The sequence below is a fragment of the Mesorhizobium sp. B2-1-3 genome, assembly GCF_006442495.1.
Taxonomy (GTDB): domain Bacteria; phylum Pseudomonadota; class Alphaproteobacteria; order Rhizobiales; family Rhizobiaceae; genus Mesorhizobium.
Map to the genome: position 1 here is coordinate 1 of NZ_VFWL01000012.1, position 24,931 is coordinate 24,931.

At 61.9% G+C, this 24,931-nt stretch carries 20 protein-coding genes; 9 read left to right on the forward strand and 11 right to left on the reverse strand.

Features of this window, described 5'->3' with window-relative positions; translation table 11 throughout:
• Positions 1–237: 237 nt before the first annotated feature.
• The 4 genes from FJ973_RS19730 to FJ973_RS19745 form a co-directional block, all read right to left on the reverse strand.
• Positions 238–888 carry a hypothetical protein gene (locus tag FJ973_RS19730; protein ID WP_246675903.1) on the reverse strand — a complete coding sequence of 217 codons (651 nt, stop codon included), beginning with the start codon at positions 886–888 and terminating at the stop codon, positions 238–240.
• A gap of 56 nt (positions 889–944) precedes the next feature.
• The gene (locus FJ973_RS19735) at positions 945–4,136 is read right to left on the reverse strand and encodes a hypothetical protein (protein ID WP_246675905.1); all 3,192 of its coding nucleotides are present in this window, start codon (positions 4,134–4,136) and stop codon (positions 945–947) included.
• Positions 4,137–4,920: 784 nt separating this feature from the next.
• Positions 4,921–5,793, reverse strand: a complete 873-nt coding sequence (locus FJ973_RS19740; protein WP_140557292.1) for an NmrA family NAD(P)-binding protein — start codon at positions 5,791–5,793, stop codon at positions 4,921–4,923.
• Between the two features lie 45 nt (positions 5,794–5,838).
• Positions 5,839–6,261 (reverse strand): DoxX family protein, encoded by a 423-nt coding sequence (locus FJ973_RS19745; RefSeq protein ID WP_140557294.1) that lies wholly within the window; start codon positions 6,259–6,261, stop codon positions 5,839–5,841.
• Between the two features lie 116 nt (positions 6,262–6,377).
• Here FJ973_RS19745 and FJ973_RS19750 point away from each other — a divergent pair, with 116 nt between their 5' ends.
• A complete protein-coding gene (locus tag FJ973_RS19750) occupies positions 6,378–7,283 on the forward strand; it encodes a LysR family transcriptional regulator (RefSeq protein WP_140498353.1) in 906 nt (301 codons plus the stop codon).
• 195 nt (positions 7,284–7,478) lie between these two features.
• On the opposite strand, the gene FJ973_RS19755 is transcribed toward FJ973_RS19750, so the two are convergent.
• From FJ973_RS19755 to FJ973_RS19765, 3 genes are all read right to left on the reverse strand, one after another.
• Entirely contained in the window at positions 7,479–8,396 is a 918-nt protein-coding gene (locus tag FJ973_RS19755; protein ID WP_140498352.1) for an NADP-dependent oxidoreductase, read from the reverse strand.
• Positions 8,397–8,550: 154 nt separating this feature from the next.
• Positions 8,551–9,252, reverse strand: a complete 702-nt coding sequence (locus FJ973_RS19760; protein WP_224619148.1) for a nitroreductase family protein — start codon at positions 9,250–9,252, stop codon at positions 8,551–8,553.
• A gap of 130 nt (positions 9,253–9,382) precedes the next feature.
• Positions 9,383–10,339, reverse strand: a complete 957-nt coding sequence (locus FJ973_RS19765) for an AraC family transcriptional regulator (protein ID WP_140498351.1) — start codon at positions 10,337–10,339, stop codon at positions 9,383–9,385.
• Positions 10,340–10,598: 259 nt separating this feature from the next.
• Here FJ973_RS19765 and FJ973_RS19770 point away from each other — a divergent pair, with 259 nt between their 5' ends.
• Positions 10,599–11,552, forward strand: a complete 954-nt coding sequence (locus FJ973_RS19770; protein WP_140557296.1) for an EamA family transporter — start codon at positions 10,599–10,601, stop codon at positions 11,550–11,552.
• A 12-nt stretch (positions 11,553–11,564) separates the two neighbouring features.
• Here the strand turns inward: FJ973_RS19770 and FJ973_RS19775 are convergent, their stop codons facing one another.
• The gene (locus FJ973_RS19775; protein WP_140557298.1) at positions 11,565–13,001 is read right to left on the reverse strand and encodes a PLP-dependent aminotransferase family protein; all 1,437 of its coding nucleotides are present in this window, start codon (positions 12,999–13,001) and stop codon (positions 11,565–11,567) included.
• A 578-nt stretch (positions 13,002–13,579) separates the two neighbouring features.
• On the opposite strand from FJ973_RS19775, the gene FJ973_RS19780 reads away from it, so the two are divergent.
• Positions 13,580–14,704: an acetylserotonin O-methyltransferase gene (locus FJ973_RS19780; RefSeq protein ID WP_224619146.1), complete on the forward strand. Its 1,125-nt coding sequence runs from the start codon at positions 13,580–13,582 to the stop codon at positions 14,702–14,704.
• A gap of 191 nt (positions 14,705–14,895) precedes the next feature.
• On the forward strand, positions 14,896–15,354 hold the full coding sequence (locus tag FJ973_RS19785; RefSeq protein ID WP_224619145.1) for a cytochrome c: 459 nt from the start codon (positions 14,896–14,898) through the stop codon (positions 15,352–15,354).
• Between the two features lie 159 nt (positions 15,355–15,513).
• On the opposite strand, the gene FJ973_RS19790 is transcribed toward FJ973_RS19785, so the two are convergent.
• A complete protein-coding gene (locus FJ973_RS19790; protein ID WP_140557300.1) occupies positions 15,514–17,058 on the reverse strand; it encodes an alpha/beta hydrolase in 1,545 nt (514 codons plus the stop codon).
• A gap of 283 nt (positions 17,059–17,341) precedes the next feature.
• On the opposite strand from FJ973_RS19790, the gene FJ973_RS19795 reads away from it, so the two are divergent.
• A complete protein-coding gene (locus FJ973_RS19795) occupies positions 17,342–18,136 on the forward strand; it encodes a class I SAM-dependent methyltransferase (RefSeq protein ID WP_246675906.1) in 795 nt (264 codons plus the stop codon).
• Here the strand turns inward: FJ973_RS19795 and FJ973_RS19800 are convergent.
• Together FJ973_RS19800 and FJ973_RS19805 are read right to left on the reverse strand one after the other, a co-directional pair.
• On the reverse strand, positions 18,130–19,200 hold the full coding sequence (locus FJ973_RS19800) for an ROK family transcriptional regulator (protein ID WP_224646902.1): 1,071 nt from the start codon (positions 19,198–19,200) through the stop codon (positions 18,130–18,132). The genes FJ973_RS19795 and FJ973_RS19800 overlap by 7 nt on opposite strands.
• 81 nt (positions 19,201–19,281) lie before the next feature.
• A complete protein-coding gene (locus tag FJ973_RS19805) occupies positions 19,282–19,932 on the reverse strand; it encodes an SGNH/GDSL hydrolase family protein (RefSeq protein ID WP_140557301.1) in 651 nt (216 codons plus the stop codon).
• Between the two features lie 355 nt (positions 19,933–20,287).
• Here FJ973_RS19805 and FJ973_RS19810 point away from each other — a divergent pair, with 355 nt between their 5' ends.
• The 4 genes from FJ973_RS19810 to FJ973_RS19825 all read left to right on the forward strand — a co-directional run bounded on the left by FJ973_RS19810 (position 20,288) and on the right by FJ973_RS19825 (position 24,843).
• Positions 20,288–21,334: a substrate-binding domain-containing protein gene (locus tag FJ973_RS19810; RefSeq protein WP_318013802.1), complete on the forward strand. Its 1,047-nt coding sequence runs from the start codon at positions 20,288–20,290 to the stop codon at positions 21,332–21,334.
• 68 nt (positions 21,335–21,402) lie between these two features.
• On the forward strand, positions 21,403–22,914 hold the full coding sequence (locus FJ973_RS19815) for a sugar ABC transporter ATP-binding protein (RefSeq protein ID WP_140557303.1): 1,512 nt from the start codon (positions 21,403–21,405) through the stop codon (positions 22,912–22,914).
• A 9-nt stretch (positions 22,915–22,923) separates the two neighbouring features.
• A complete protein-coding gene (locus tag FJ973_RS19820; protein ID WP_140498343.1) occupies positions 22,924–23,886 on the forward strand; it encodes an ABC transporter permease in 963 nt (320 codons plus the stop codon).
• A 3-nt stretch (positions 23,887–23,889) separates the two neighbouring features.
• Entirely contained in the window at positions 23,890–24,843 is a 954-nt protein-coding gene (locus FJ973_RS19825) for an ABC transporter permease (protein WP_140498342.1), read from the forward strand.
• Positions 24,844–24,931: the final 88 nt, after the last annotated feature.

Here is a 24,931-nt window from a genome sequence, read left to right on the forward strand (position 1 = left end):
GGGCTGCGCGGGGCAGGAAGGCGTGGTTGCCAGGACAGTTGTGAAACGTCGCATTTGACGGCGATTGCGGACATCGTCGTGAATTTACCCGCAGCGCAACCTTTGGCTCTCAGCACGGCGAATGACTGCTGTGCTCTTGATGCGACAGCTAGACCAGAGTGAATGTGGTGAACGGCGACATCCGAAATGGGAAGGGTCAAGGGTGCCCTCAATCGGGTGACCCAGGTTGCGCAGCCATCAGACTTGGATGAAGTGATATGGTAGGAAGACGTAGCTTCTTAGCGCCTTTAGCAACGCGAGCATTTCACGAACATCTCCGAGACTCGCCTCCCGTAGAAAGTATCGCCTTAATTCGGCCTTTGCCTTGCGGTCGAATTCGCGATGCGTACGTCCGGCAGCGCTGCGGCGTGCCGTGACGGCGCCTGGATTAATTACCTCGAAGGCAGCAAGCAGTCGTTCTGAGCAAAGGTCCTCAATCTCCCAATTTAACTTAGTGAATTGCCGATTCGCCTGTATCATCTCCGTTTCCAAGTTCACTGCACCAGCCGTAAGCACGGGCATCACCGGATGGAGCAGGATGAGATCGGTGTACGCGCAAAGGCGTCGATCGAATTTGCAGGCTGCTTCAAGAGCGTTTCGACCTGCCCAGTCGTTGTCCAACAGTCCGATGAACCGATAGACGATCGCACCGGAAGGATCCCTATCGGTGTCCGCGAGTTGACGCATCATGTTCAGCCGACGATTGACACCATCTACACCACCGTCGTCACCAAAGCCTGCAGCAACAACTGCGAAATCCGCGTCCAGAATGGCTCCGCCAAAGGCGCGGGAATGCAGACCAGCGGCGTGTTCGAGGAATGCTACGTCAGATGTACCCTCAAGGACCACGGTATTCCTCCCGATCCGCCATCTGAGTTGTGCAGCGACCTGATGAACGAGACCAGTCACCTTCGTGATGCCGTAAGCGGTCGAAGCAGCGGCCCATTGTGGCCGAAGGATACATATCCATTGATTGACGTGGCTGGTCTTAACAATTCCCCCCCAAATTCCGCTGACCGAAACGGGACCTCGACGTTGTCGAACTCTTGGACACGCGCGAAGCTCCTGCCCTCGCCGTTCGACACGACCTTCGCTCGCACTTGGCGGCGGTCAGTCCGTGAAGGGTTCAGAAGCCAATGGAGCCTTTGCGGCACTTCGACATAGTTCTGCCCCTTTCTCCACAGTCCGCGCAATCTTCGGAACTGCCGATCTGCCTCATGCGAGCGGCCAACTTGAAAAAGAAGAAGGCCCATTTCGAGTTCCATCTGGGGCGTAAACGATGGCCCGCTTCCTTGAAGCGATTGGAGAAGCTCTAACTGTAATTCGAAATTTTGCGGGTCGTCGAGCACCGCCAGCGCATACCTCAGTTTCACCGCCTGGACATTCCCCGCCAAGATCGGGGCGGCAAGGAGCGCCGCAGCCTTCTTGCGATTTTCGGGGGGATAGTTCCCAAGCTCTATGCCTTGGCTACGTTCCACGCCTTCGGCGAGGCTGGCCAGGGCAACGACGGTCGCCCCGGCCTCAGACTCTGGATCGACGTCGCGAAGCTCGCCTGCGTTGTTCGCCAGCAGGATGTCGAACGCGGCAAGAGACAGTCGGCTTAGGGCGTTACGACGCGATTCGAAACCGGGCCTATTAACCAGCGAATAGACCAGGTTTAGGACTTCGAGCGCATTGCTGACGATGCGATTAGAGTCGCCGTCCAGTGGACTCAATAGGGTACGGGCATAGGTCTCCATCACGAAGGAGTTGTCAGGGTTAAGAGAGTACGCCCGCCGTGTGGCCTCACGCGCGGCTGCTCGCGATTTCATAATCATTGCTGGGTCGAACTCGGCCTTCGCTTGAGCATCAGCGAGGTCATGGTAGGCGAGCGCCAGAGAATTATAGAGATTGACGTCCGTCTCTTCGCCAGGGACCATCTCGAGCCCAAGGGCGGCTTCTATGTCCTCGACCGACCGCTTCAGGAGTAGAACTCGATCCCCTGTCGGCATCGCAAAAAGGTCTTCGTCGGCGGCAATTCGTCTTCGCGAAATCGCGCCGTGATGAAGGAAGGTGCGGCTGGTGGTACGGAGCGACTTGGGCATTCCGTCAAGCGCCTCTAGCGCTTCACGCCAGAACGGCACAAAGATCGCGTGACCATGATCTGGATCGATCTTGAAGATCGTGATGGCAAAGTTTTCCGCAACCTCGCGCAGGTCGCGTCGCTGCAGGGCTGAAAGACTGCTGATCTCCTTGAGAATGAGAAACCGAAGGTGCTCCGGGTTCAAGGCAGTCGCGTACCCAAGAGACTTGCGCGCCTCAAAATCGTAAAACAGCGCCGTCAATAGATACCGACCAAGCAGGTCATGGGCCATCGCCCAATAGCGATCGACGTCGCCTTGAATGCGCAGTAGGCCCAATGCACCCAGTTCCTTGCGCAAGTCCTGCAGGCGGTCCGCAATCGGCCATGTTGTCGTCGGGGGGAGGAGCGCATCCGGCAGCGGCGTACGAACCGTGCTGAAAGCCGCAATCCTGAGGATCGCTACCCGCATGCTGTCGTCGAGGCCGGCCGCATTGAACTGACGATAGACGCGCGACTGAACAGTCTCACCGAGGTCGATCTGACGCTGCAGCCAGAATGATAGCACGATCCAGAACGCCGCGATGCCTTGGGACTCCTGGACTGAAGTAGATCTGAAAAACGCTTGCCACTCCTGCTCGCTGCGAGCGGTATTGTGGGCCGAGAGATACCTGTTTAGGTGCTTCCCCAAGGCAAGTGCGTCACTCGGTGTCACCTGGTGGGTTAGGTGCGCGAGTTCGACGAACCGCCGTTCAGCTTGTAGGCCCAGTCCAACGTATATGCCAACTACGAGAAGAATACAGACGCGACGACCACTGCGCTCTATCTCGCGCGCGAAGCTCACAAGTTCTGATTCCCGCCCGCTCCAATGATCCTGATCAAAAGCCAATACACAAGGCGTCTCGTACAGGCGCTCTTCGTCGTACGTTCCTTCATCCCCTGCAGCCATAAGCCGAGTAAGGAAGTTAGTCATCTCTAAGCCGCTAGTCGTGAACGGAGCAGCACGTGCAACGAGGGTGGGATAGCCGGATTCTGCTGACTTCCAAGCGAGGTCACGGAGGAAGGTAGTCGCGCCCGCGCCAGACTCCGCCGAAATGTAGAGTATCCTGTTCTCTTCTGGTCCCTTTTGATCAAGACTTCGCAACCGTGCTTTAACTTTTGACCAAGCTGATGGATCGCGCTCCCAAACCATGCCAGCCGCGTAGGGTCGCCATGACATAGTGGTGTTCGCGAAAAACCCGTCCACCTCCGCTGCCGCGAGGTCGCTAGGGAGGAGCGATGTAAGTAGTTCATTTCCCAGAAGCTCGTACCCGGCGAGGACTGGTCGCTGTGGGTCATCAATTTCTGAGACGTCCACCAATCTTGTGCCCCCCCGCTCGTCGCGCATGCGTAGGACGATCTTGCCGTCACGTCCTTCGAGAAATTGATGCTCGAGCTCGTGTGCAAAATCAGTTGGAGACAACCTTATCAACCCGACTGGTGGGCCGGATACGGAACTGCGCCATTGGTCTATTAGTTCGTCAGCTGAGGGATCGTCCGAAACGAAAGTGACAATCGTACGGAACCCGTCCGCCCACATGTCAGCGAGATCGGTAGGAACTTCGAATGGCCCCGCTATGGCCACGACCAACTGCTTTATGGATCGCTTGCGCAGTTCTGAAAGCATCGTGAGCCGACGTGTTAACGCGGTCATCCCGGTCCGACGCTGGGCCCCGCGTCCATTCAAGAGCAACACAGCTAAATGCCTCGGCGGCAGAAGAATCTCGGCAGGATCCGTATCCACAGTATGCACGAGGCCGCGTCGCCGAACCAAAAGGCCTTCAACAGGCTCAGGTTCGTCGAGATGCGCAAGCATCGCTTCGTCGGCGGACTCTGACAGAACAATGTTCCATGGCATCCGACACAGCCGGGCGACCATGTCGGGCTCGAGGCCTTCAACCTCCGGTCCCGAGAGCCAGAGTGCCGCGTCGCGGTTGTCTAGCTGGCTGAGCAGGGGCGGAGGCAGGTGAATACGGGTAGGTGGCATGGTCGCTTTCATTGATCTAGCCTCTCCGAACCTAACGGCACTGTCCAGTCGTCAATGCAGAGGCGTCTTAAGCGGCCAACTAATATTATCGTTCGTAGCAGGGAAGCGCATCGGAACAAACACTATCGTCATCTAAGCCGCAGTGTAATAAAAAGCTAGCTGCGTAATAAAAAGCTAGCCGCAAAGAGTGCGCGTTCGAATAGTTGGTCACGGCATCGGGCCGAAATTCCAAGGATCAGTCGCTCGGCATTGTTCGCGAAAATGGCTAGCCCGGACACCACCTGCGATAAGCGCTGATCGTTCGGCCTGCGCTGGTTGCGGTCACAAAACCGATTGTGCTGCCTAGGACAACATCGCATATGTCGCTATGGCGGCCGTGACGCAGAAACTGCGTGAGAGCATTTCCGCGAGCCGGTTGGGCCGCGCGGGGCAGGAAGGTGCGGTTGCCGAGACGATTGTGAGATGTCGCTTTTGCGGTCGGAGCGGCTGGTCCGTTATGGAACGAAAAGATGCGGATATCTGGCTTAGCAACTGCCTGCGCGGCAAGGAGCCGTCGAGATCAGAAGAAAAGGTTGAGCCTGACCGATGTTTTTAGAGTTTCGGCCATGTCTTTTGAAAGCCGCAGCCGATCGACAACATTGGTTCGCTTCTTCGACGTTTGAATTTCGCACCACCGGATGCAGGCATCGCGAGACAGAAATTACTAAATTCAGAAGGTCAGGCGGGGGTGGAGGCGCTCGCGTCGCTTTGAACTGTTGAGCACTTCCCGCCCGCGTCTGACGCAGAAGCGGGAAGTTTACGCCTTGGCGGCGTTGTGTGCAGCCTCGAACACATCGCGTGCGGACGTCGTACCGGCTACGTGCTCCGTACTCGCGACGCCAAGGTCCATCCATCCCGCGTTCACGGCTTCGAACATTTCTTCGGCAGGTCCGGAGTGGCCTTTCGGGATGCCGAATTGCTCGAAGGCTTTCGCCCACCCTGCACGCGGGATTGCAAAGGCTTTCACGTCGCGATTGAGGACTTCACCCAGCTGTCCCGCGACGTCATCGGCGGTGACCATCGAACCAAGCTCGATGACGCGCTGGCCCGACCACGCCGGCCCGGTCAAAAGGGTTGCGACCTCCGCGCCGATGTCGTTCGTCGCGACCATGGTCGATTTGCGGTTTGTCGGATTGTAGTAGACCGGTAGCGTTCCGCCCTGCGCGACCTGCAAGCCGTAGAGGAAGTTTTCGAAGAACCCGCCGGCGCGCACAAATGCGATTGGCGATTTCAGGTCGCGAAAACCTCGCTCCAGAAGCGACAGGGCCGTGATCACCCCGTGTCCGCCGGTTCTGTTCGCGCCCATCGACGAAAGCGCAACCACGCGCGGCGGCGCTGCCTTGGTGAGCGCCTCGACATAATTTGTAATCACGCCCTTTGCTTCCTTGTAATCGGGCGAGGGCGCCCAGACAGGGGGCAACATGACGAACGCGCCTTCGACGCCTCCGAGCGCTTCCTCGATGGCTGCCGAATTATTCCAATCGCCCTCTACCAGCTCCACGCCCTTGCTCGCCCAGTTGGCTGCCTTCTCGCGATTGCGGACAAGCGCGCGTACTTCCTTGCCGTGCGCCAGCAGATGTTCTGCCGTTGCGCCGCCAACTTTTCCCGTGATTCCCATGACTAGAAACATGTGTTTTCTCCTGATGTTGAGGGACAGGGCACTGCCCCGGTTGGTTCAATGGATGAGTGGTAGAATGGCCCGGACTCGGGGATCGCGCAGATAGAGGCCGCCCCATGCCAGCGCGCCCAGAAGCAGGGAAATGATCTCCGGCGGCGACCCCAACTCACCAATGCGGACGTGGGCGCAGATGGCACCGCCCAAAAAGCCCGTCACCAGGATCGCGCCGAGGACGGCGGTGGCCGGAATGGCGTAGAGGATGGCGCAGGCGAGTATGATGGGACCCACGACACGGGTCAGGTCCAGCGCGAACCCGGTTTCCTGCAACATGCTCGCGATCTGTGCCGGCGCAAAAAGCTGGATGGTGCCGTCTGCCACCAGAACGATAACGACAAACGCGCTCATGATCCGGCCGGTCCACAGGGCGCGATGCAAGGTCACGGTTTCGGCTGTCTGACGCGGGTTCATGGTTTCGGACACTTGTCGTTCTCCGATGGGGAGATCCCATATCCGAAACTTACTGTGCCTCCTGAGTGTGATAAACACCGAGGAAATGAACCAACTGTTCTCTTTCTGGAAAACAATACGAGGCACGAATGCAGAATCTCGAGCACGTCCTCATTTTCATAACGGTCGCGGAAATGGGCAGCTTCACCCGCGCGGCCGATAGCCTGGGCATCCAGAAGGGGAGGGCCTCGACGGCGGTCCGGAAGCTGGAAGAAGATGTCGGTGCCAGGCTCCTGCACCGGACGACGCGCAGCGTGCGGTTGACGGAGGACGGGCGCGCATTTCATGCCCGTGCCCGCGATCTGCTGGCTGAAGTCGATGATCTGCACTCGATGTTCGCGGGCGATCGCGTGGCGCTTCGCGGGCGTTTACGGGTCGATCTCCCGACCGAAGTGGCCCGCACGACGATCGTTCCGGCCTTGCCGGAGTTCATGGCGGCTCACCCCGAGTTGGAGCTGGAGGTGTCGAGTACCGACCGGCAAGTCGATCTGGTTCAAGAGGGGTTTGACTGCGTCTTGCGACTTGGTCCCATCGGAGACGAGACGCTGATTGCCCGCCCGCTGGGCCTGTTGCGCATGGTCAACGCCGCCAGTCCCGCTTATCTGGCGCGCTATGGCGTCCCTCGGTCGCTGGACGACCTCCAGCGCCAGGAACATCGGACAATTCATTTTTCGACGATGCTGGGCGCGAGACCGCATGGATGGGAATATCCGGACGGCGACGGCTACTCGACGCGTCAGTTGCCAGGCGCGCTACACGTCAACAGCGCGCAGACCTACGACGCTGCCGCCGTCGCCGGCCTTGGCCTGATTCAAGCGCCGCTTCTGGGGATTGGCCAATACTTGAAGAGTGGAGCGCTGGTGGAGATCATGCCCGATTTGCGTCGCCGGGCGATCCCCGTGTCCTTCGTCGTAGCACATCGCAGCAATCTGTCGCGCCGCGTCCGCGCATTCATGAAATGGATCGAAGATGTACTGGCGCCGTATCTCGAATAGCGGGACGAACATCTTCGTCCCGCCTCGAAATCAACATTCTGGGTATGTCTGCCGGTCGGCGGCCCGGCGGGCCAACAGAATGCGACACCGAAACCGGCGGGGCCGACATGAGATATCGCTGCTCGCAACCTATCCGGGGCCGCCCGTCTGGACGAAATCGGGGAGAGAGGAACCGTCCCTCTCTCCCCCAAGACCTCACGGGCGAACGCGGATGACCGTTTTCCCCGCGCGTCGCTCGGTCGAGTTGAAGGCGGCGATCGCCTCGTCGAGAGGAGCGACTTTGCCGATGTTCGTCCGCAGCCGTCCGTTCCGCACCCGCTGGACGATCTCGCTCAGCTGGGCACGATCGGCTTCGACGACGAAGTCGACCGCCAGGCCATCCACGGGCCTCGCCTCGGCCGGGCCGACGACAGTCACCATCGTGCCTCCGGCTCGGATCAGCGCCGCGGACCGCTTCTGGATGTCGCCGCCGATGACATCGAACACCAGATCGACGCCGCGCACGTCTTCGAGGGCGTCGTTCTCGAGGTCGACGAATTCGTTTGCGCCGAAGTCGAGCGCCTTCTGGCGGTCGGCAGAGCGTCCGGTGCCAATGACGTAGGCGCCGGCCTCTCGTGCGAGCTGCGTCACCATCGACCCGACGGCGCCGGCCGCGCCATGCGCAAGGACGCTCTGCCCCGCCTGAAGACGGCCGTGCTGAAACAGTCCCTGCCACGCGGTCAGGCCCGAGATCGGCAGGCTAGCGCCCACCGTGAAGTCGACATCGCCCGGCAATGGCGCGAGGTTGCGGGCCTCGATAGCGATATACTCCGCCAGGGTGCCGTCGCGATACCAGTCGGCGAGGCCGAACACCCGCTGGCCCACCGACAGTCCCGTCGTACCGTAGCCCAGGGCGGTGACCACCCCGGCCAGCTCGTGCCCGGGGATCGATGGCGTCCGGTCGCCGTCGACGCGATCGGTCCAGGTCGAGGGCCACGTCAGCTCGGTCGGGACGAACCCCGACGCATGGATCTCGACGACGACATCGTTTATCGCCGCCTGCGGCTCGGGCCGCTGCACCACCTTCATCCCGGCCGTTCCTGCAGCCTGGTCCGTCACTACGATCGCTTTCATGGGAATTGTCTCCTCAGACATTTGTTGGTTCGGGGTAATTTACGGGCGTGGAAGGTCTTCGATCTCTCACGCAATCAGCCATTGGCGCGGCGCCTTCCACGAGAGCGGCAGTTCTTGCCATCCTTGTCTCCGTAAGATCTGGAGTTGCTGGGGATTATGCAAAGTCCAGGACATCGGCCACCGGCATGCGCGGCTTCTGCGGCCAGTTGCCGGCTCGCTCCGGGCCGACGGTCAGCAGCATCACCGGCACTTCGTCTTCGGCCAGGCCGAACTCGCGGTGCACGGCCTCGGCGTCGAAACCGATCATCGGTGTCGAACCCAGGCCCAACGACCGGGCCGTGTAGATGATCGCCGCGGTGCCAAAGGTCGCGGAGCGTACCGCCTCGTCGCGCTGGCGCCGCGGCTGATCGTCATACAAACCGCGAGCGGGGATCTCCCATTCCGGCACCAGGTGCGCCGGCATGATGCCGGCCTCCACCACGGGCGCCAGGCGGGCTGGGACGGTGCTGGCATCGGCCAGCCTGCCGATGATGATGAAGGTCACGGCCGCATCGGTGATCGCCGGCTGATTCCAGGCGATCGGGCGCAGCCGTGCCTTGGCTTCCGGCGAGCGTACGGCGATGAAGCGCCAGTTCTGCAGGTGGAAGGAGGTTGGCGCGGACGTGCCGATACGCACCAGGTCGCGGATTTGGTCGTCGCTCAGGGTGGCAGCGGGATCGTAGTACTTGGCGGCGCTGCGGCTTAGGATCGTTTCGATGACGGCATTCGTCGCGAAAGCGTTTTCGCTCTTCCCGGTTTGCGCGAAGATCTGGGCGGCTACGCGGGTTGCGGGTCCGGTGGTGGCGAGGCAGTTCATTGGATGGCTCCCTTATCAAGTGATTGCGGAGCCTAATCTACGGGGAAGAGTGATTATTTCGAGGCTGAATTAGCTCAATGTGATGCGCGAAAGGATCAAATTGCGCTTTCTCGATTCCGGACCGCGCGTCTTACTCGCCCTTGTGCGCCAGTCGCCGCCACTCCCCCGGCGTCATCCCCGTCCTTTCGGCGAAAACACGCCGGAACGCCGAAACGGATTGATACCCGACGGTCTCGGCCACGGCCTCGGTGCTGATCGCCGGCTTCTTCAACTCGTTGGCGGCCAGGCTCATGCGGAGATCGGTCAACAAATCGAGCGCGGAGCGACCCAGCTTGTCCTGGAACTGGCGCATGAACGTAGCGCGCGACATCCCGCACAATTCGGCCAGATCGGGCAGTTTCCAGGGCCGTGCCGCATCGGCGAACATCGCGGAAATGGCTGGAGCAAGCCGGGGATTGCCGGCCAGGGCCAACAAGCCTTCGGGGGCTTTCCCGGATTGGCTCGCCGCGCGCAGTACCAGTGTGAACAGGGCCGAAGAAAGCGCGTTGAGAATGGCGCGTCCTCCGGCTCTGTCTCCGGCGGACTCCATTCGCATCAGCGTCACCAGGCCGGCCAGTTGGCTGGAGGCGGAGCCGATGCCGTTTTCTTCATCGCCGTCCTTGGACCGCGCCACCAGATCCGCAGGCAGGTAGTTGCGGACCAGCCGATCATGGGGTGGTGCGATAAAAAATCGCCCACACAGCAGATCCAGTTGCTCGCCCTGGCCATCATTCTCGCTCAGCATCCATCCGGCAGCCCCCCGCCGTTGCTGGGTAGGGATTGGTATTTGCCCGCTGCCGTCGTGCAGCACATGCGCCGCGCCGTGAGGCAGCAGCACAATATCTCCACTCACCAGCTCCCTTGCTGCTCTCGTGTCCGGATCCTCCAAAATGGCCCGGCCCCTGACGATGACATGGTAGGGAATTTCGTTTGCGGCAGCCTTGCTCCAGGCAATGCGCCACGGCGCACCGTAGGCGCAGCGGACCTCGAGCTGGCCGGTAACGGTGATGATTTGCAAGAGATGGCTGAGCCAGTCCACTTCAGACATTGGACCTCGAAAACCGGAATGGTGAAACATCTTATCGCAATTGTGCACTGGTTCTATCTGTCGCTCACATTTCCAAACCCGGCTACGCTCGCGCCTGGATCGCGAGCGAGCCACCGAGCGCCGCACGATCGGAACAGGGGCCTGTATCAGGCGCCGCGGCCAAGTGCAGTTTCTTTCGCCTTTCAAAACGGATGCACGACCCAACCGCGCAGGCTATATTGTCGCATCGGGCCGACGTCATCGAAGGGGAGGGCATGACATGCAGGCAATGCCGATAGCGCATCACGTCGCGCAACCCGAGGTCGTGCCCTCCGTGACCGGCTATCCGGCCGCCGTCCTGTGCTGGCTGCTTTCGGCTGGCGTCTATATCGCGGCCAAATGGGTGGCGCCTGAAATGCCACCCTGGGGCCTCTGCTTCTGGCGGCTGACGCTTGCCTGCGCCATCCTGCTGCCGATCGTGCACCGTCATCACGACGCGATGATCGGACTGTTGCGAACGCGCGTCGTGGAGGTCGTCGCGGTGGGGGCGATCGGCCTCACCCTGTGCCAAGGTATGATCTACCATGGCCTCAACGACACCGACGCCACCACGGCCGGCATCATCATGGCGCTGTCGCCTGTCATGACGATGGTGCTCGCCCGTTTCGTGCTTGGCGAGCCGCTCGGGCTGTGGAAGTCGCTAGGCGCGCTGGTTGCGCTAGCCGGGATGATTTTCATCGTTGCCCACGGGAACCTGACGGCGCTGCTGCAACTCAAGTTCAACGCCGGCGAGCTGTGGATCGTCGGCAGCGCGTTCTGCTGGGGCCTGTACACCGTGCTTTTGCGCCGTGCCAAATTCGGCATCGAACTCCTGCCGATGGTCGTGCTGCTGCTCGGCGCCGGTGCGCTGGTCGCCTTGCCGTTCCATGTGTGGGAATTGTTCAACGACGAACGCTCCGCCATGGACGTCCACAGCATTCTCGCGCTCGCCTATCTGGCCGGTCCGGGCGGCGCCTTGATGTACTATCTCTACAATAAAAGCGTGGAAACGCTCGGTGCGAGCCGAGCGAGCATGCTGCTCTACCTGCAGACGGTGTTCGTCGCTGTGTTAGCCTATCTGCTGCTCGGCGAGGGCTTGCACGATTACGATCTGGTCGGCGCGGCCTTCATCGTCACCGGCATCGTACTCGCCACCGTGGTCAAACCCAGGCCAGCTCAACCACGCGTGGCGTAGATAAATCGAAGGTCAGGACGGTTCACTGTCGAAACAGGCGCGCAGCAAATGCAACCCTTCTTCGATGCGGGGCGTCGGAATGGCGCCATACCCCAGCATGATGCCGGCTCGCGGTATGGCGTTCACGGCGAACCGTGACAGGATCTGGACGGCGACGCTGCGATCGGCTGCGCGGCGCGCGACCTCGGCGATCTGGTCCGCCGACATTTTCCGGGCAAGAGCGGTGAGATGGAGCCCCGTTGTCGATGGGATGAGTTCGAGATGATCGGCAAAATCATTGGCGATGGCGTTCGCGATGATCTGGTGCCGTTCCCGGTAGATTGCGTTCACCCGACGGATGTGACGCGCAAAGGCGCCCTCATCGATGAAACGCGCGAGCGCTGCTTGCGCCGGGGTCGATGAATGCCAGTCGCTGACGAATTTCGCTTTGTGCACGGCCGCTCGCAGCGATGGCGGCGTCAATATGAAGCCCAGCCGAAGCATCGGCAGCATTGTCTTCGAGAAGGAGCCGACGTAGATGACCCGGCCGTTTGCGTCGAGCGTCTGCAACGGCTCGAGGGGACGGCCCCCGAAACGGAACTCGCTGTCGTAGTCGTCTTCGATGATGGCCGCGTTATTTCGCTCGGCCCAGGCCAGCAGCGCCTGCCGGCGCGGCAGCGTCATCGTCACCGAAAGCGGAAATTGATGAGACGGCGTGACATACACCGCTCGGACTCCGCGCGGTAGCGCATCAACGACCAGACCCTGGCGATCCACCGGTACACCGACCACACGAATACCCAAGGCCTTGAACAAATGCCTCGGAGGACCGTAGCCCGGATCTTCAATGGCAATTGCATCGCCCGGTGCCAGCAGGACGCGGGCCAGGACATCCAGTGCCTGCTGCGTACCGTTTGTGACAATGATGTCGTCCGCAGCCGCCCCGATCCCTCGGGAGATGCCTATGTGCCTGGCGATTGCGACCCTGAGATCGTGATGTCCGGCGGGATGCTCGTAAGTGCCGGCGGTCGCTTCGCCCGAACGCAGCGCCCAAACCACCGACCGCCGCCACGCCCCGTGCGGAAACAGCGAAGCATCGCAAAACCCGGCGTGAAAGTCGAACCGAACCGGCTCGAATGCGGGTGGTGGGGCTATCGCCTCCCAGATCTGGCGTGGCTGGAGCACGCCGGTAGATCGGCGTCCGGTCTTTTCTCGCCCGGCCGGCACGACCAATTCGCTGATGAACGTCCCAGACCCCTGCCGGGATGTCACGAACCCTTCCGCGGCGAGCCGTTCATAAACCACGGTCACGGTGGCACGCGACACGGCAAGCGTCCGCGCCAGTTCGCGGCCAGGCGGCAGAGGGTCGCCGGGCCGCAGCCGTCGATCCAGAACGGCGCGCCGTATCTGACGATAAATCTCGCCGCTGAGATTCTTGCGCCCGACCAGGCTTATGTGAAAGGCGGTCATTGTTCAGCACTGGAATTGGTCTGACGCAGGCACTGGAATTCAGCCTGCCACCAGTCCTCCTGCGTCCTGCGCTGGCTTAGCGGTAGCGCCTTGCAAGTGTCGTCATGCCAATTGGAATTGGACTGGCCAAGAATCCATGAATTGGCACTTCTATCGGTCCTCTAGCCTCCTTACCATTGCTTCGGCGGCAAGGGAAGAAGCGGATGGCTGGCTATGGCAGGCTGAAATGCCTCGAGCGGAGACTCGAATCCATCACCCGTCGAGCGTGCGACTACCTTGGTCTATGCCGAAAACCACAGTCGCGGCCCTCAAGACTTGGCAATTATCCGTCTCAAGAGGTCGGGCAATCGCGGATTTGTCCCCCGAGCTGTTGAGGGACATTCGGACCACGGGGCCGATCCTACGCCGGTCGCCAGGGCTGACCCTATTGCGCGCCATCGGCGCGGCCTTGCGAGCACAAGGCCGCCGCCGCTTGCTGGTGGACCATTCGATCGGCGGCATTTTCGAAACCCGCGCCGTCGAGACCACCGCGCGGCTCGAAGCTGCGAACCAACCGTCAACATTTTGGGGAGAGTGCCATGCCCAACCATCAGCGCTCTGCTACGCGCACGACAACGCTTGCCCACCAGCCCGGTTCGATCCCGGGCGAGACAGGGCTGCGCGCGGCCGACCGACCAATCGTCACCAAGCAAGAGCTTCCTTCCGCTGTCCCACTGATGGCGCTTTCGACCGGTTTCTGGGCCTTCAAGACTCTGGCCGCCGCGCACGAGTTGGACCTCTTCAGCCGCCTTGCGAGCGGCGCCGCCATCACGGTTGCCGGTTTGGCGGAAGCGCTCGGCCTGCATCAACGACCGGCCGAGATGCTGTTGACCGGCTGCGCTGCACTTGGGCTCCTGGAGAAAACGGACGGCCGCTATCGCAACACGCCCTTAAGCGAAACTTATCTCGTGAAGGGTAAGCCGTATTACTTCGGCGGCTTCGTGCAGATGGCCGACAAGCGACTCTATGCGGGCTGGGGAAGGCTTGCAGAGGCGCTGCGCACGAACCGGCCAACCACATGGGATCCGGCAGTGCAATCCTCGATGTTCGAGGGCGAGGATCCTACGATGCTGGCGCTTTTCTGGGAGGCGATGCATTCGCTTTCCACGATGACCGCGCGCAAGCTCGGCGAAGCCGTGGATCTCAGTCATTTCCGCCGCCTCCTGGACATCGGCGGCGGATCGGGCGCGTACGACATCGAGCTTTGCAAACAATATGGGGCGCTGCGTGCGACCGTGTTCGACTTGCCGCATGTCGCCGCGATCGCCGCGGGAAAGATCGCCGAGGCCGGCTTGACCGACCGCATCGAGACCGCGGACGGCAATTTCTTCGAACAGCTTCCCGGGGATCACGACGTGCATCTCCTGTCGATGATCATGCACGATTGGGACGAGGCGAAGAACCGCGCCCTGCTGCGCCGATCCTTCGAGGCTTTGCCAAGCGGCGGCGCGGTCGTCATCAGCGAGCTTCTCGTCAATGATGAAAAGACCGGCCCGGCGCCGGCCGCGCTGATGAGCCTCAACATGCTGATCGAGACGGAAGGACGAAACTACACCCCGGCCGAGTATTCGGCGTGGCTCGAGGAAGCCGGATTCAGGCACGTCGAGACGGTCTGGTTCGATGCTCCCGCCGCGAACGGCGCCGTGATCGGCCGCAAACCGTAAGGCGCAACGTAGAGCGGATCAGGTGCGCCGCAATCGGCTGGCCGGGCTGCGTAACGGCAGCCCCCGACGGGAGCACGACAAAGGTCATAGGAGAAGCCAAGAACAAACCAAGGGAGAAAACCATGTTTCCAGCGTCAGTTCGTCTCGCATTGCTCACGGCCTCGGTCGTCGCCCTTCCATCATACGCCGCCATGGCCGACGACGCGCAGGTCGCGCGTGGCGAGTACCTGGTCACGATCGCCGGCTGCAACGACTGCCACACGCCCGGCTACTTCTTCGGCAAACCCGATATGTCGCGTTTTCTTGGCGGCTCGGATGTGGGCTTTGAGATACCTGGCGTCGGTGTCTTTCCCGGTCGAAACATCACACCCGACAAGGAGACCGGCATCGGCAGCTGGACCCCGGAGCAGATCGTCGCTGCGATCCAGACGGGCCAGCGGCCGGACGGCCGCACCCTGGCGCCGATTATGCCCTGGCCTGCTTTTGCGCATCTCACAGCGGACGATGCCATGGCGATCGCGGCGTTCCTGCAAAGCGTGAAGCCGGTAAGCAACAAGGTCCCGGTCCCGTTCAAGCCTGGCGACACGGTGTCGAGATCCATGATGCGGATCATACCGCCGGGCGGAACCGCTGCCGCTGCACCGAAATAGGCCGAAAACCGGCCTTCCACCGGACGTCGTGCTCGACGCCGCCCGGCGTCGTCCCGGAGCATGGCCAAAATGGCATCCGCGCCGGCCTCGCCATTCGCGGTCAGTCCCACAGCCATTTCCACACGCGGAACTGACGGCGGCTGACGCCGCAATCGCGCATCAGCTGCTTCGTGCAAGCGCGCTGATGCTGTCGAGCAGCGGCTGTTGGTCGCCGACCCAAAACCAGTGGTCGTCACCGGCGACCTCGATGAACCGCGCGCCCGGGATCCCGGCGGCCAGGAGCCGCCCCGCCTCGACGCGCACGGCGCGGTCGCCGGACCGGTGCAGGACAACCGTCGGGACGGAGACCTTTGCGAGCAGGGAACGGACATCGGTATCACGCAGGGCTTCGAGCAGGCCCGCGACCGCGCCGGGGCTGGAGGCTGCCCTGAGCAATCCCGCCCACCAGGTCTCCGCCTGGCGGTCTCCGGTGAGGCCCGGGGCGAACGTCTCGATTTCCGCCGGGCCGCCCCAGCCGGCGATCAGCCGCTGCTTCCACAGATCGTATTGCGCGGCGGTCAAGGCGAAGGGATAGTCCGACGCGCGGCTGCCTTTCGCGAGCGAGCCCCACAGGACAAGGCCGATGAGCCGATCCGGATGATCGATGGCGAAACGGACACAACCCGGCCCGCCTTCCGAGGCGCCGATGAGCAAGGCCCGGCTGCTGCCGGCCGCGTTCATGACTGCCAGAATATCCTGCGCTGTCGTTTCGACTGTGGCACGGACACCGACACGGTCGGAAAGTCCCATGCCGCGCCGGTCGAACAGGATCAGGCGGCCCAAGCGCGAAACCGCTGATATCCAGGCGCGGCAGCGTCTGTCTTCCCAGATACGCTCGACATGCGAAATGAAGCCGGGAACAAGCACGATGTCCGTCGGTCCGCTGCCGACGATCTGATAGGCGAGATGGATGCCGTCCACTTCGACGTAGCGCGTCCTGGGCACGTCCAAAGTGACATCTTGAGTTGGCTCCCGCACCAGGGCAAGCGTGGCCGGGTCCGGCGCTACGCCGAGTTCGTCTCGTAACAGCCGGACACAGCTTTCGGCCTGGCGCTCGGCTGCCGCCCTGTCCCCGGCCGCCAGGTGGGCGCGGATCAGGTGACGGTGCGCACTTTCGCTCAAGGGGTCGAGTGCCGCCAGGCGCGTCGCATGCACCACCCCGCTGCGTGGTTCGCCGCCGGCGATCTTCGCTTCGATGGTACGCTCCAGCGTCTGCACCAGTCGGCTACGCAAGGCCTCGCGCCTGAAAAAGACCCATTCGTCGAATTCCGGACAATCCGGGAGTGAGAAGCCGCCGAGATAGTCGCCCTTATAGATGTCGGCCGCCTCGTCGAGCGGGCCGACATTGCAGGCATGCTCGAAAACCTTGGAGTCGAGCTCGACGAAAAGCGCCGGGTGTAGGCTGAGGGATGCCCCCGTGGCGGCGATGACCTCCGTGCCGAACGCGATGCGAATTTTATGCAGTGTGCGCCGAAGGCGTGCTCGTGCGGCTTCTTCGTCGGTTTCGGGCCACAGAAGCGTGGCGGCGACCTCGCGCGCCACGGGCCCGCCGGCCTCGGCGACATAGATGAGGAGCGCGGCCGCCTTGCGCAAGGCGAGCTCCACCGGCTGCCCGTTCAGACGGAACTCCGGAAACCCCAGAAGTCGGAACTCCAATCTTTCCATCGACCCGTACGCGGCCGAGCGGGGACGTTCAGGGGACGCCGGCCTTCTATCCATCCCACGACGTCGGGCCGATCGGGCCCGATCAGGAGACTCCTTGGAGCGAGAAATGTCACCGGTCAATACTCTCAGCCAGCATTGCACGTCCGAGGCCATTGCCGGGGGTGGCGTTCCCATCGGCGTCAAGAACGCAGGGAAAGGAGGCTGAGACATGTGCCAATCCTGTCTCTCCTGGTACGCACGCTGCATTGCTCCCTACCTCGTCCACGCCGGCTGTTCGGCAAACGTGTTCGCGCGCATGCGAAGGCGCCTGATCCCGCGGGCGCAGGGCATTGTCGTCGAAGTCGGCTTCGGGTCCGGCCTGAACCTTCCCTATTACGACGCCGCCAGGGTGGAGCGGCTGGTCGGCATCGATCCCGACGGCACAATGCTTGGCCTGGCCGAACCGAAGATCCGTTCCCTGCCGTTCGACGTCGACTGCATCCGGGCCAGCGGCGAAAGGCTGCCCTTGATCGATGGCCTCGCCGACACGGTCGTCGTCACCTATGCCTTCTGCACCATTCCCGACCCTGACGCGGCGCTGACCGAGATCCGCCGCATATTGAAACCTATGGGCCGGCTGATCTTCATCGAGCACGGCCAGGCCGAGGGGCGGCGCGGCCGCAGATGGCAGGAGCGGCTGAACAAGCCGTGGGGACAGATCGCCGGCGGCTGTCATCTCAACCGCCAACCGCTGCACTTGATCCGAGAGGCGGGCTTCCGCATCGTTGAAGAGGAGCGCGGGCGGTTCCCGCTGCCCTTCTGGCAATTGGGAAGCCACTACGCCGGCGTCGCGGTGCTCCGACAGGGTGACGGGCCATCACCCCAGGCCAGATCGTGCATTACGAGGTCCCACGCACATCCGCTTCCGCGCGGAATTGCCGATGACGGTCGTCGGCATCCCGTTCCTGATGCGCGAGGTCACAGAAGATGGCGTGAGGGACAGCTTCTCGCACCGGAGTTAGCCGACATTCAAACCGCGTGCATCCACGTCTCAGATGGGGCTTTGCAACCCTTCTGTTATCAGCGTTCCGATCATTGAATCATAAACCGCGAGCTGAACGGCAGGCTGGCTGCGCCGACGGCTTTCGGGCTGATGGTCACCCGCGCTGGCAACGCTTGGACAGCGGCAAATTCCCGGCCGATATCGGCGCACAAGGCCTTGGCGATTTTCTGCGGCGCATAGCTGGACAGGAGGACCGTCCTGAACTCGACAAACTGGGTCAGCGCCGAGATCGATGCTTTCAGGCGGTTTGAGCATTCCCCCAGCCATTCGGTGTAGGCCTCTCCAAGATCAGGCCACTCAGGGCTGCTGCTCCAGATGATTTCGGACGAGCGTCCGCGCATGGCCAGTTCGCTTTCCAGGCGCATGAGGCCATGATCGAAGCTGGCACTGGAGTTTCCCTTATAGATCTGGTGGTTGAGGATGAGCCTGCTCTGCAGCCTAGCTCCGAGATAGAAGAACAAATAGTCGTTCAGCGGCTTTGCGACGCCGAACATGCTCTCGCCGCCGGCCGCCGCGGTGATGTCGTTCTGGACGAAGACCGGCAGCTTGATCTGCTCTTCGATCTCGCTTTGCAAAGCCTTCAGGGACGTGCTCGATCCGTTGCCGGTTGCAGCCATGGCGTCGACCTCATCGGGAACGGCCAGCCCGATACCCGCGACCCGGCTGCGCGCCTCGACCGGCAGGCTCGTCATGGCTTGCCTGATCGTCGCAAGCAAATCGTTGTTTTGCGGAAACGGATTGGCTTCATCCGCGGGCAACTGCGTGTGGAAGCGCACGGTGCCGATGAAGTCGATGAGCGCGATGTCGATCCTGCGCCGGCTGAAGCCGACGCCGACCGCGTAGGCACCTTCCGGGTTGAGTGAAAGCGGGATGGTGGGGGGCCCGACACGGCCGCGCTGCGCCTCGCCCTGCGAGACCAGCCCTTCCTGTTCGAGGGAGCGGACGATGACCGAGGCCGTCTGCGCCGACAGACCGGTCTTCTCGCCGATTTCCATCCGCGATATGCCCTCGTTCTGAAGCAGCAGCGACAGCACCAGACGCTCGTTGTAGCTGCGCACGCTCAACGCGTTCAGCCCGCTCGCACGATCGGCGATGCGCAAGGGATTGGGTGGTGCAAACCTCATGTCAGGCAAGGGTCGCCCCATCGGTAAGAGCGCATTGCCGGGCGGCGGTATGGTTGCTCATGTCGAGCGGCTCCAGCCGATCGCATCGACCGCGCGGGCGAGTGCGATGCCAAGCAGTCTGTGCGCTTCGGCATCGATGTGAAATCCGTCCGCTTCGCTGCAGGACACCACCGAGCCAGCATCGAAAAAGTGCAGTTCGAGCGAATCCGCCAGCACCTCGAACTCGAGCGCCAGCAGCCGCGATTTCTCCGGTGCGCCGGCGAAGATGGACTTCCACTCCTTGACGTCGTCCTGCATCGGCGGCGGTGCGACGATCATGATTTCGGGTGTGGTGCCGCCCGGACCGGGCGCCAGTTCCTTGATGTCGTAGACAAGGCAGCCGATGCCCATAGCCACTTCCGACGGCGGTTTGTTGAAGCGGATCTTGAGGTCATTGGTGCCGAGCATGATGATGACGAGGTCGAGCGTCGCATGGCTCTGCAGACAGGGGCGGAGATAGGTTCTACCGTTCTTGTGTGCCCCCTCGATCGGATCGTCGTGGACGGTGGTTCGACCGCTCAATCCTTCCTCGATGACATACCAGTCGGGGCCTAGATGAGCGCGCAGTATCCCCGGCCAGCGCTCAGCCGGGCCATAGCGCTCGAGCGGCCCCTTGCCGGGGATCTGGCCGTGTGTGTTGGAGTCGCCGTAGCACAAGACTGATCGCATGATTTTCCCGCCGGGACTGACCGCGCGCCGGTGCAGGACGAGCGCTCTTCATGATGAATAGCGGAGTGGCGAAAGGCAAGCAACGGAATAGTCATTCAACATGACTAACTATTGACAGGTCAAACCCACTATGCTTCTAAAGTGCCCGGAGGAGTTCTCGACCGTCATCATTGTCCAGCCGAAATTGGGCCTCGACACACATGTGTTCGGGGGCGGGAGAATTGCGTGCATAGGTCGGTTCGCGACGACAAGCATGCATCGGGAGAGCGTCTCGCGGCCCGTGCGCGTCCGTACGGCTGGAGCAACCACAAGGAGGAGTTCAATGTTAGGATTGCTGAAAACCGTCGGGCTGGGGATGCTCGTTGTATCAGCGCTTGCCGTAACGCCCCTGGCGCACGCGGAAGATATCAAGCTGATGGACGGCGTCGCGCCGCGCCACGACGACACGCGCATGACCGCGGCCGGCGCATTCAAGAAGGATCCCCCCTGGGTGATCGGAATGAGCGACTTCGGCGTCAACGCCAACACCTGGACCGTGCAGGTCGCGCATGAGGCGGAAAATGCCGCGGCAAAGGACAAGCGCATCTCGAAGTTCATCCTGCTCGATGCCGGCTTCGATCAGAAGAAGCAGGTAGCCGATATCGAGGATCTGATCGCCCAGCATGTCGACGCGATCATCGTTCAGCCGGTGACCAGCACGTCCGCCAACGCCAGCATTGCCAAGGCGGTCGCCGCCGGCATCCCCGTCATCCTTCACACCGGCCGCATCGATTCCGATGCCTACACCACCGAAATCCAAGGGGGAGCCGAGCACTTCGGCAAGGTAATGGGCGACTGGCTGGTGAAGACCGTTGGCGACAACGGCAAGATCTGGGTCCTGCGTGGCCTTGCCGGCCACCCGGAAGACACCAACCGCTACAATGGGCTACTGGAATCGCTCAAGGGCACGCATGTGCAGATCATCGCCGAGGAGCATGGCGACTGGCAGTATGACAAGGCCAAGAAGCTGTGCGAGACGCTCTATCTGAACAATCCGCAGGTCGACGGCATCTGGTCGTCCGGCGCCGACATGACGCGCGCCTGCGTCGATGTCTTCAAGCAGTTCGGCACGCCGATCCCGCCGATTTCGGGCGAGGGCAACAATGGCTATTTCGGCCAGTGGATCACGGATGGATTCAAGTCGATCTCTCCGGAATACAGCCCGGCCCAGGGTGCTGCCGGCGTGCGCGCCGCTGTAGCCCTGCTCGAGGGCAAGCAACTCTACAAGCGCTATGTCTACAACCCTGATGGCTGGGACAAGGACAAGGCCGCGAAATACTATCGCGACGACCTGACGGCCAATGTCTGGTGGCCGAGCGAACTCCCCGAAGAAAAGCTCAAGGAATATTACGGCAAGAAGTGACACGCCGTGGCCGGCGGGGAGTGGACAAGCGTCCCCGCGGGCCCTTCCAGTGGTGAAGCGAGGGTTTAGTGGCCAATCTTATCGAGATGTCGCACATTTCGAAGGCATTCGGGGGAAGCAAGGCGCTCCACTCCGTTTCCCTCGATCTGAAGGCCGGCAGCGTTCACGCCCTGATGGGCGAGAACGGCGCCGGAAAATCGACCTTGATGAAGATCCTGGCGGGCGTGTATCAGCCCGATTCCGGCGGGATCTTCATGAATGGGGAAAAGCTCGATCTGAAGTCACCGCGCGCCGCGCTCGATGCCGGCATCTCGACCGTTTTCCAGGAACACTCGCTGCTGCCTAATCTGTCGATCGCCGAGAACATGTTTCTCGGCCGGGAGCCGACGAACCGGTTCGGCTCGATCGACTATTCCGCGATGAACAGCCGAACCGCCAAGGCACTCGGCGAACTCGGTCTCACGCTAGACTCCTCGCAACTCGTTTCCAACCTGACCATTGCCGAGCGGCAATTCGTCGAGATCGCGCATTGCATCCAGGCCGACGCCGGCGTGCTTATTCTCGACGAGCCGACAGCGGCGCTCAACGCGGCCGATGTCGATGTGCTCAACCGCAATATCCGCCGCCTGCGCGATAGCGGAAAGGCAATCGTCTATATTTCGCATCGCATGGAGGAAATCTTCGAGCTGTGCGACACTGTGACGGTGCTGAAGGACGGCGCACTGGTCGGCACCAGAACGGTGTCCGAGATCACCGCAGACGAACTCATCGCCATGATGGTCGGGCGCGAACTCCAGGACCTGTTCCCAGATCGCACGGGCGACAGGGGCGGCGAAATCCTGCGCGTCGAGAATCTCAGGATCACCGAGACATCGCAGCCTCTGTCGCTGACGTTGCACAAGGGCGAGATCGTCGCCCTCGCCGGGCTTGAGGGACAGGGCCAGCAGCGCTTCTTGCGCTCCCTCATCGGCCGCTACCATCCTTTTGCCGGGACGATTTCCATCAACGGCAAAACGCTCGACATGCCGCTCCCGACATCATCAGGCGTTCGCCATTTGCAGCAGCTGAAGGTCGGTTTCGTCCCCGAGGACCGCAAGGAGGAGGGGCTCTTTCTCGCTTTGCCGATCGCCCACAACATCGCCATCGGATTGCATTCGAGGCGACGCGAACTTGCGCCGGCGCGGCCCTATCGAAGCGTCATCGCCCGCATGATGGATGTCATGAACATAAAGGCGACAGGGCCGTCCGCTCCGGTCGGTTCGCTGTCGGGCGGCAATCAGCAAAAAGTACTGCTCGGCCGCTACCTCGCCGCGGATCTCGATCTTCTCCTGGTGGAAGAGCCGACCCGTGGCGTCGACATCGGCGCCAAGTCCGAGATCTACCATCTGCTGCGCGACTTCACCCGCAAGGGTGGCGCGGTGCTGGTGCTGTCGCGCGAGACGATCGAGCTGATCGGGCTGTGCGACCGCATCTATGTCGTCCACCACGACACAGTCGTGGCCGAAATGCCGGCAGCACAGGCGACGGAGCACAAGATCCTTGACGCGGCCCTGACGGGCGGCTCGGCGCGCCGGCACTAGGGGCCTTCCATGTATCGTAGCCTGTCCAACATCGTGAGTGGCCGGAACACACGGCAGGGCCAATGGGTTCTGCCATTGTTGGTTGCCTTGCTCATTTCGCTGTGGCTGTCGGTTCAGACGACGCAGTTCGCAACGGCCGAAAACCTTTTCAACCTGGTTGCGCAGGCGATGCCGCTGGTCATCGCGGCGGCCGGACAACTCGTCGTCGTGCTCGTCGGCGGGCTCGATCTATCGGTCGGCTCGGTCATCAGTTTCACGACGGCGGTGCTGGCGCTCGACCAGCCGGCGATCGTGCTGATCCCGGCGGTCTTCGTGCTGGCCGCATTCATCGGGCTGATCAACGGCCTGGCGATCACCCGTTTCAACGTCCATCCAATCATCGCCACGCTATCGACGCAGTACATTGTCCTTGGCATCACGCGCATCTTGCGTCCCGTCTCCGGCGGCACCGTTCCGGAGATTGTCATTGCTGCCGTCTCAGGCAGTTTCCTCGGTATTCCTTATCCGGTCTTTTGGGGAATCGTCGTGATGCTGTTGGCCTGGAAGCTGCTCTACGGATCGCGATACGGCCTGCATCTGTTTGCGATCGGCGGCGGCATCGCGTCGGGGGCCGAAAGCGCTGCCCGCAATTTCGGCGTCTCCGATCGCCGCAACATCATCCTCGCCTATGTGGTCTGCTCCTGTTTCGCGGCCGTTGCCGGTGTCTTCCTGGCCGGGCGCATCGTGTCGGGTGATCCAAATGTCGGGTTGCTTTTCGAACTCGACACGGTCACCGCCGTGGCACTTGGAGGCACCCAGCTTTCAGGCGGAATCGGCAGCCTGCACGGCACGGTGATCGGCGCGCTTGTGATGGCACTGCTGGCCAATGGCATGAACCTCGCCAACGTCTCGCCCTTTGTCCAGACGGCGATCAAGGGCGGCATTCTCTTGGCCGTGGTCGGGCTGCAATCCCGCAAGAAGATGGGGCTCTGAGCGATGACTGCCGTTCTCGCAAACCCGATCGCCCGGCGTCTGCTTCGCATACCGCCGTCCTACTTTGTCTTCCTCGTGCTTCTGGCCACGCTGTGGGTCGCACGGCCGAACATGCTCAACCTCAACATCATGGGCATCTTCATCAGGCAGATCGTTCCGCTCGGCATTCTCGTGCTGGGGCAGCTCGTCGTCATGCGCGTGAAATCGATCGACCTCTCCGGCGGCGGCATCATCCTGCTGATCAACTATTTCATCTCGTCGGGCAGTTTCCCGGGCGCGTCGCTGCCCTTCTTCGTCGTACTGGCGCTCGCCACGGGCCTCGTCATTGGCCTGTTCAACGGCTTCATGATCGGCATCCGGCGGGTGTCGGCCGTCATAGTCACGCTGGCCGTCAGCATCATCCTGGTCGGACTGGTGCAGTTCCTGTCGAGCGGCAATCCACCCGGCGATGTGCCGAAACTGTTCAACGACCTCTACAACACGAAGTTCCTGTCGGTTCCGACGCCGGTGCTGTTCTGGATCATGCTGACCGCCGCGGTGTGGCTGCTTCTGTCGCAGACAGTGTTTGGTCGTTACGTGGCCTCTGTCGGCGAGAATGCCGAAGCCGCCCATTTTTCCGGCGTGCCGGTCCAGCGCACGGTCATCCTGGCGCATACGCTCGCCGGCCTGATCGCGGCGATCGCGGCCCTGGTACAGACAGGTTCAATCGCCGTCGGCAGCGTGCGCGTCGGTCTCGACCTGCCGATCCTGGCAGTCGCGGCGACAATCCTTGGCGGCGTCGCCTTCGGTCGCGGCGACGGCGGCGTCTGGGGACCTTTCTTCGGCTCGCTGTGCTTCGCGCTTTTGTTCGTCGTGATGACGGTGCTCGGCATCGACGAACCCGGCAAGCTCATCGCCCAGGGCGTCATCATCCTCGGTGCGGCGATCTTCTACGGAGTGCGCGTGCGAACCTCCTGAATCGAAACAAGGCAAGCCGGCACCGGCGTTAGGGCTGGATCGATAGATCTGCACGTTCAGACAACTGCAAACAGATGGAGAAACATGG

Excerpts from the sequence above, each read along its gene's own strand:
- FJ973_RS19785 (WP_224619145.1), top strand. The coding sequence starts at position 14,896 with ATGGCCGACGACGCGCAGGTCGCGCGTGGCGAGTACCTGGTCACGATC.
- FJ973_RS19740 (WP_140557292.1), bottom strand. The coding sequence starts at position 5,793 with ATGTTTCTAGTCATGGGAATCACGGGAAAAGTTGGCGGCGCAACGGCA.
- FJ973_RS19775 (WP_140557298.1), bottom strand. The coding sequence starts at position 13,001 with ATGACCGCCTTTCACATAAGCCTGGTCGGGCGCAAGAATCTCAGCGGC.
- FJ973_RS19760 (WP_224619148.1), bottom strand. The coding sequence starts at position 9,252 with ATGAACTGCCTCGCCACCACCGGACCCGCAACCCGCGTAGCCGCCCAG.
- FJ973_RS19810 (WP_318013802.1), top strand. The coding sequence starts at position 20,288 with ATGCTCGTTGTATCAGCGCTTGCCGTAACGCCCCTGGCGCACGCGGAA.
- FJ973_RS19750 (WP_140498353.1), top strand. The coding sequence starts at position 6,378 with ATGCAGAATCTCGAGCACGTCCTCATTTTCATAACGGTCGCGGAAATG.
- FJ973_RS19780 (WP_224619146.1), top strand. The coding sequence starts at position 13,580 with ATGCCCAACCATCAGCGCTCTGCTACGCGCACGACAACGCTTGCCCAC.
- FJ973_RS19770 (WP_140557296.1), top strand. The coding sequence starts at position 10,599 with ATGCAGGCAATGCCGATAGCGCATCACGTCGCGCAACCCGAGGTCGTG.
- FJ973_RS19805 (WP_140557301.1), bottom strand. The coding sequence starts at position 19,932 with ATGCGATCAGTCTTGTGCTACGGCGACTCCAACACACACGGCCAGATC.
- FJ973_RS19765 (WP_140498351.1), bottom strand. The coding sequence starts at position 10,339 with ATGTCTGAAGTGGACTGGCTCAGCCATCTCTTGCAAATCATCACCGTT.
- FJ973_RS19735 (WP_246675905.1), bottom strand. The coding sequence starts at position 4,136 with ATGAAAGCGACCATGCCACCTACCCGTATTCACCTGCCTCCGCCCCTG.
- FJ973_RS19755 (WP_140498352.1), bottom strand. The coding sequence starts at position 8,396 with ATGAAAGCGATCGTAGTGACGGACCAGGCTGCAGGAACGGCCGGGATG.
- FJ973_RS19820 (WP_140498343.1), top strand. The coding sequence starts at position 22,924 with ATGTATCGTAGCCTGTCCAACATCGTGAGTGGCCGGAACACACGGCAG.
- FJ973_RS19825 (WP_140498342.1), top strand. The coding sequence starts at position 23,890 with ATGACTGCCGTTCTCGCAAACCCGATCGCCCGGCGTCTGCTTCGCATA.
- FJ973_RS19790 (WP_140557300.1), bottom strand. The coding sequence starts at position 17,058 with ATGGAAAGATTGGAGTTCCGACTTCTGGGGTTTCCGGAGTTCCGTCTG.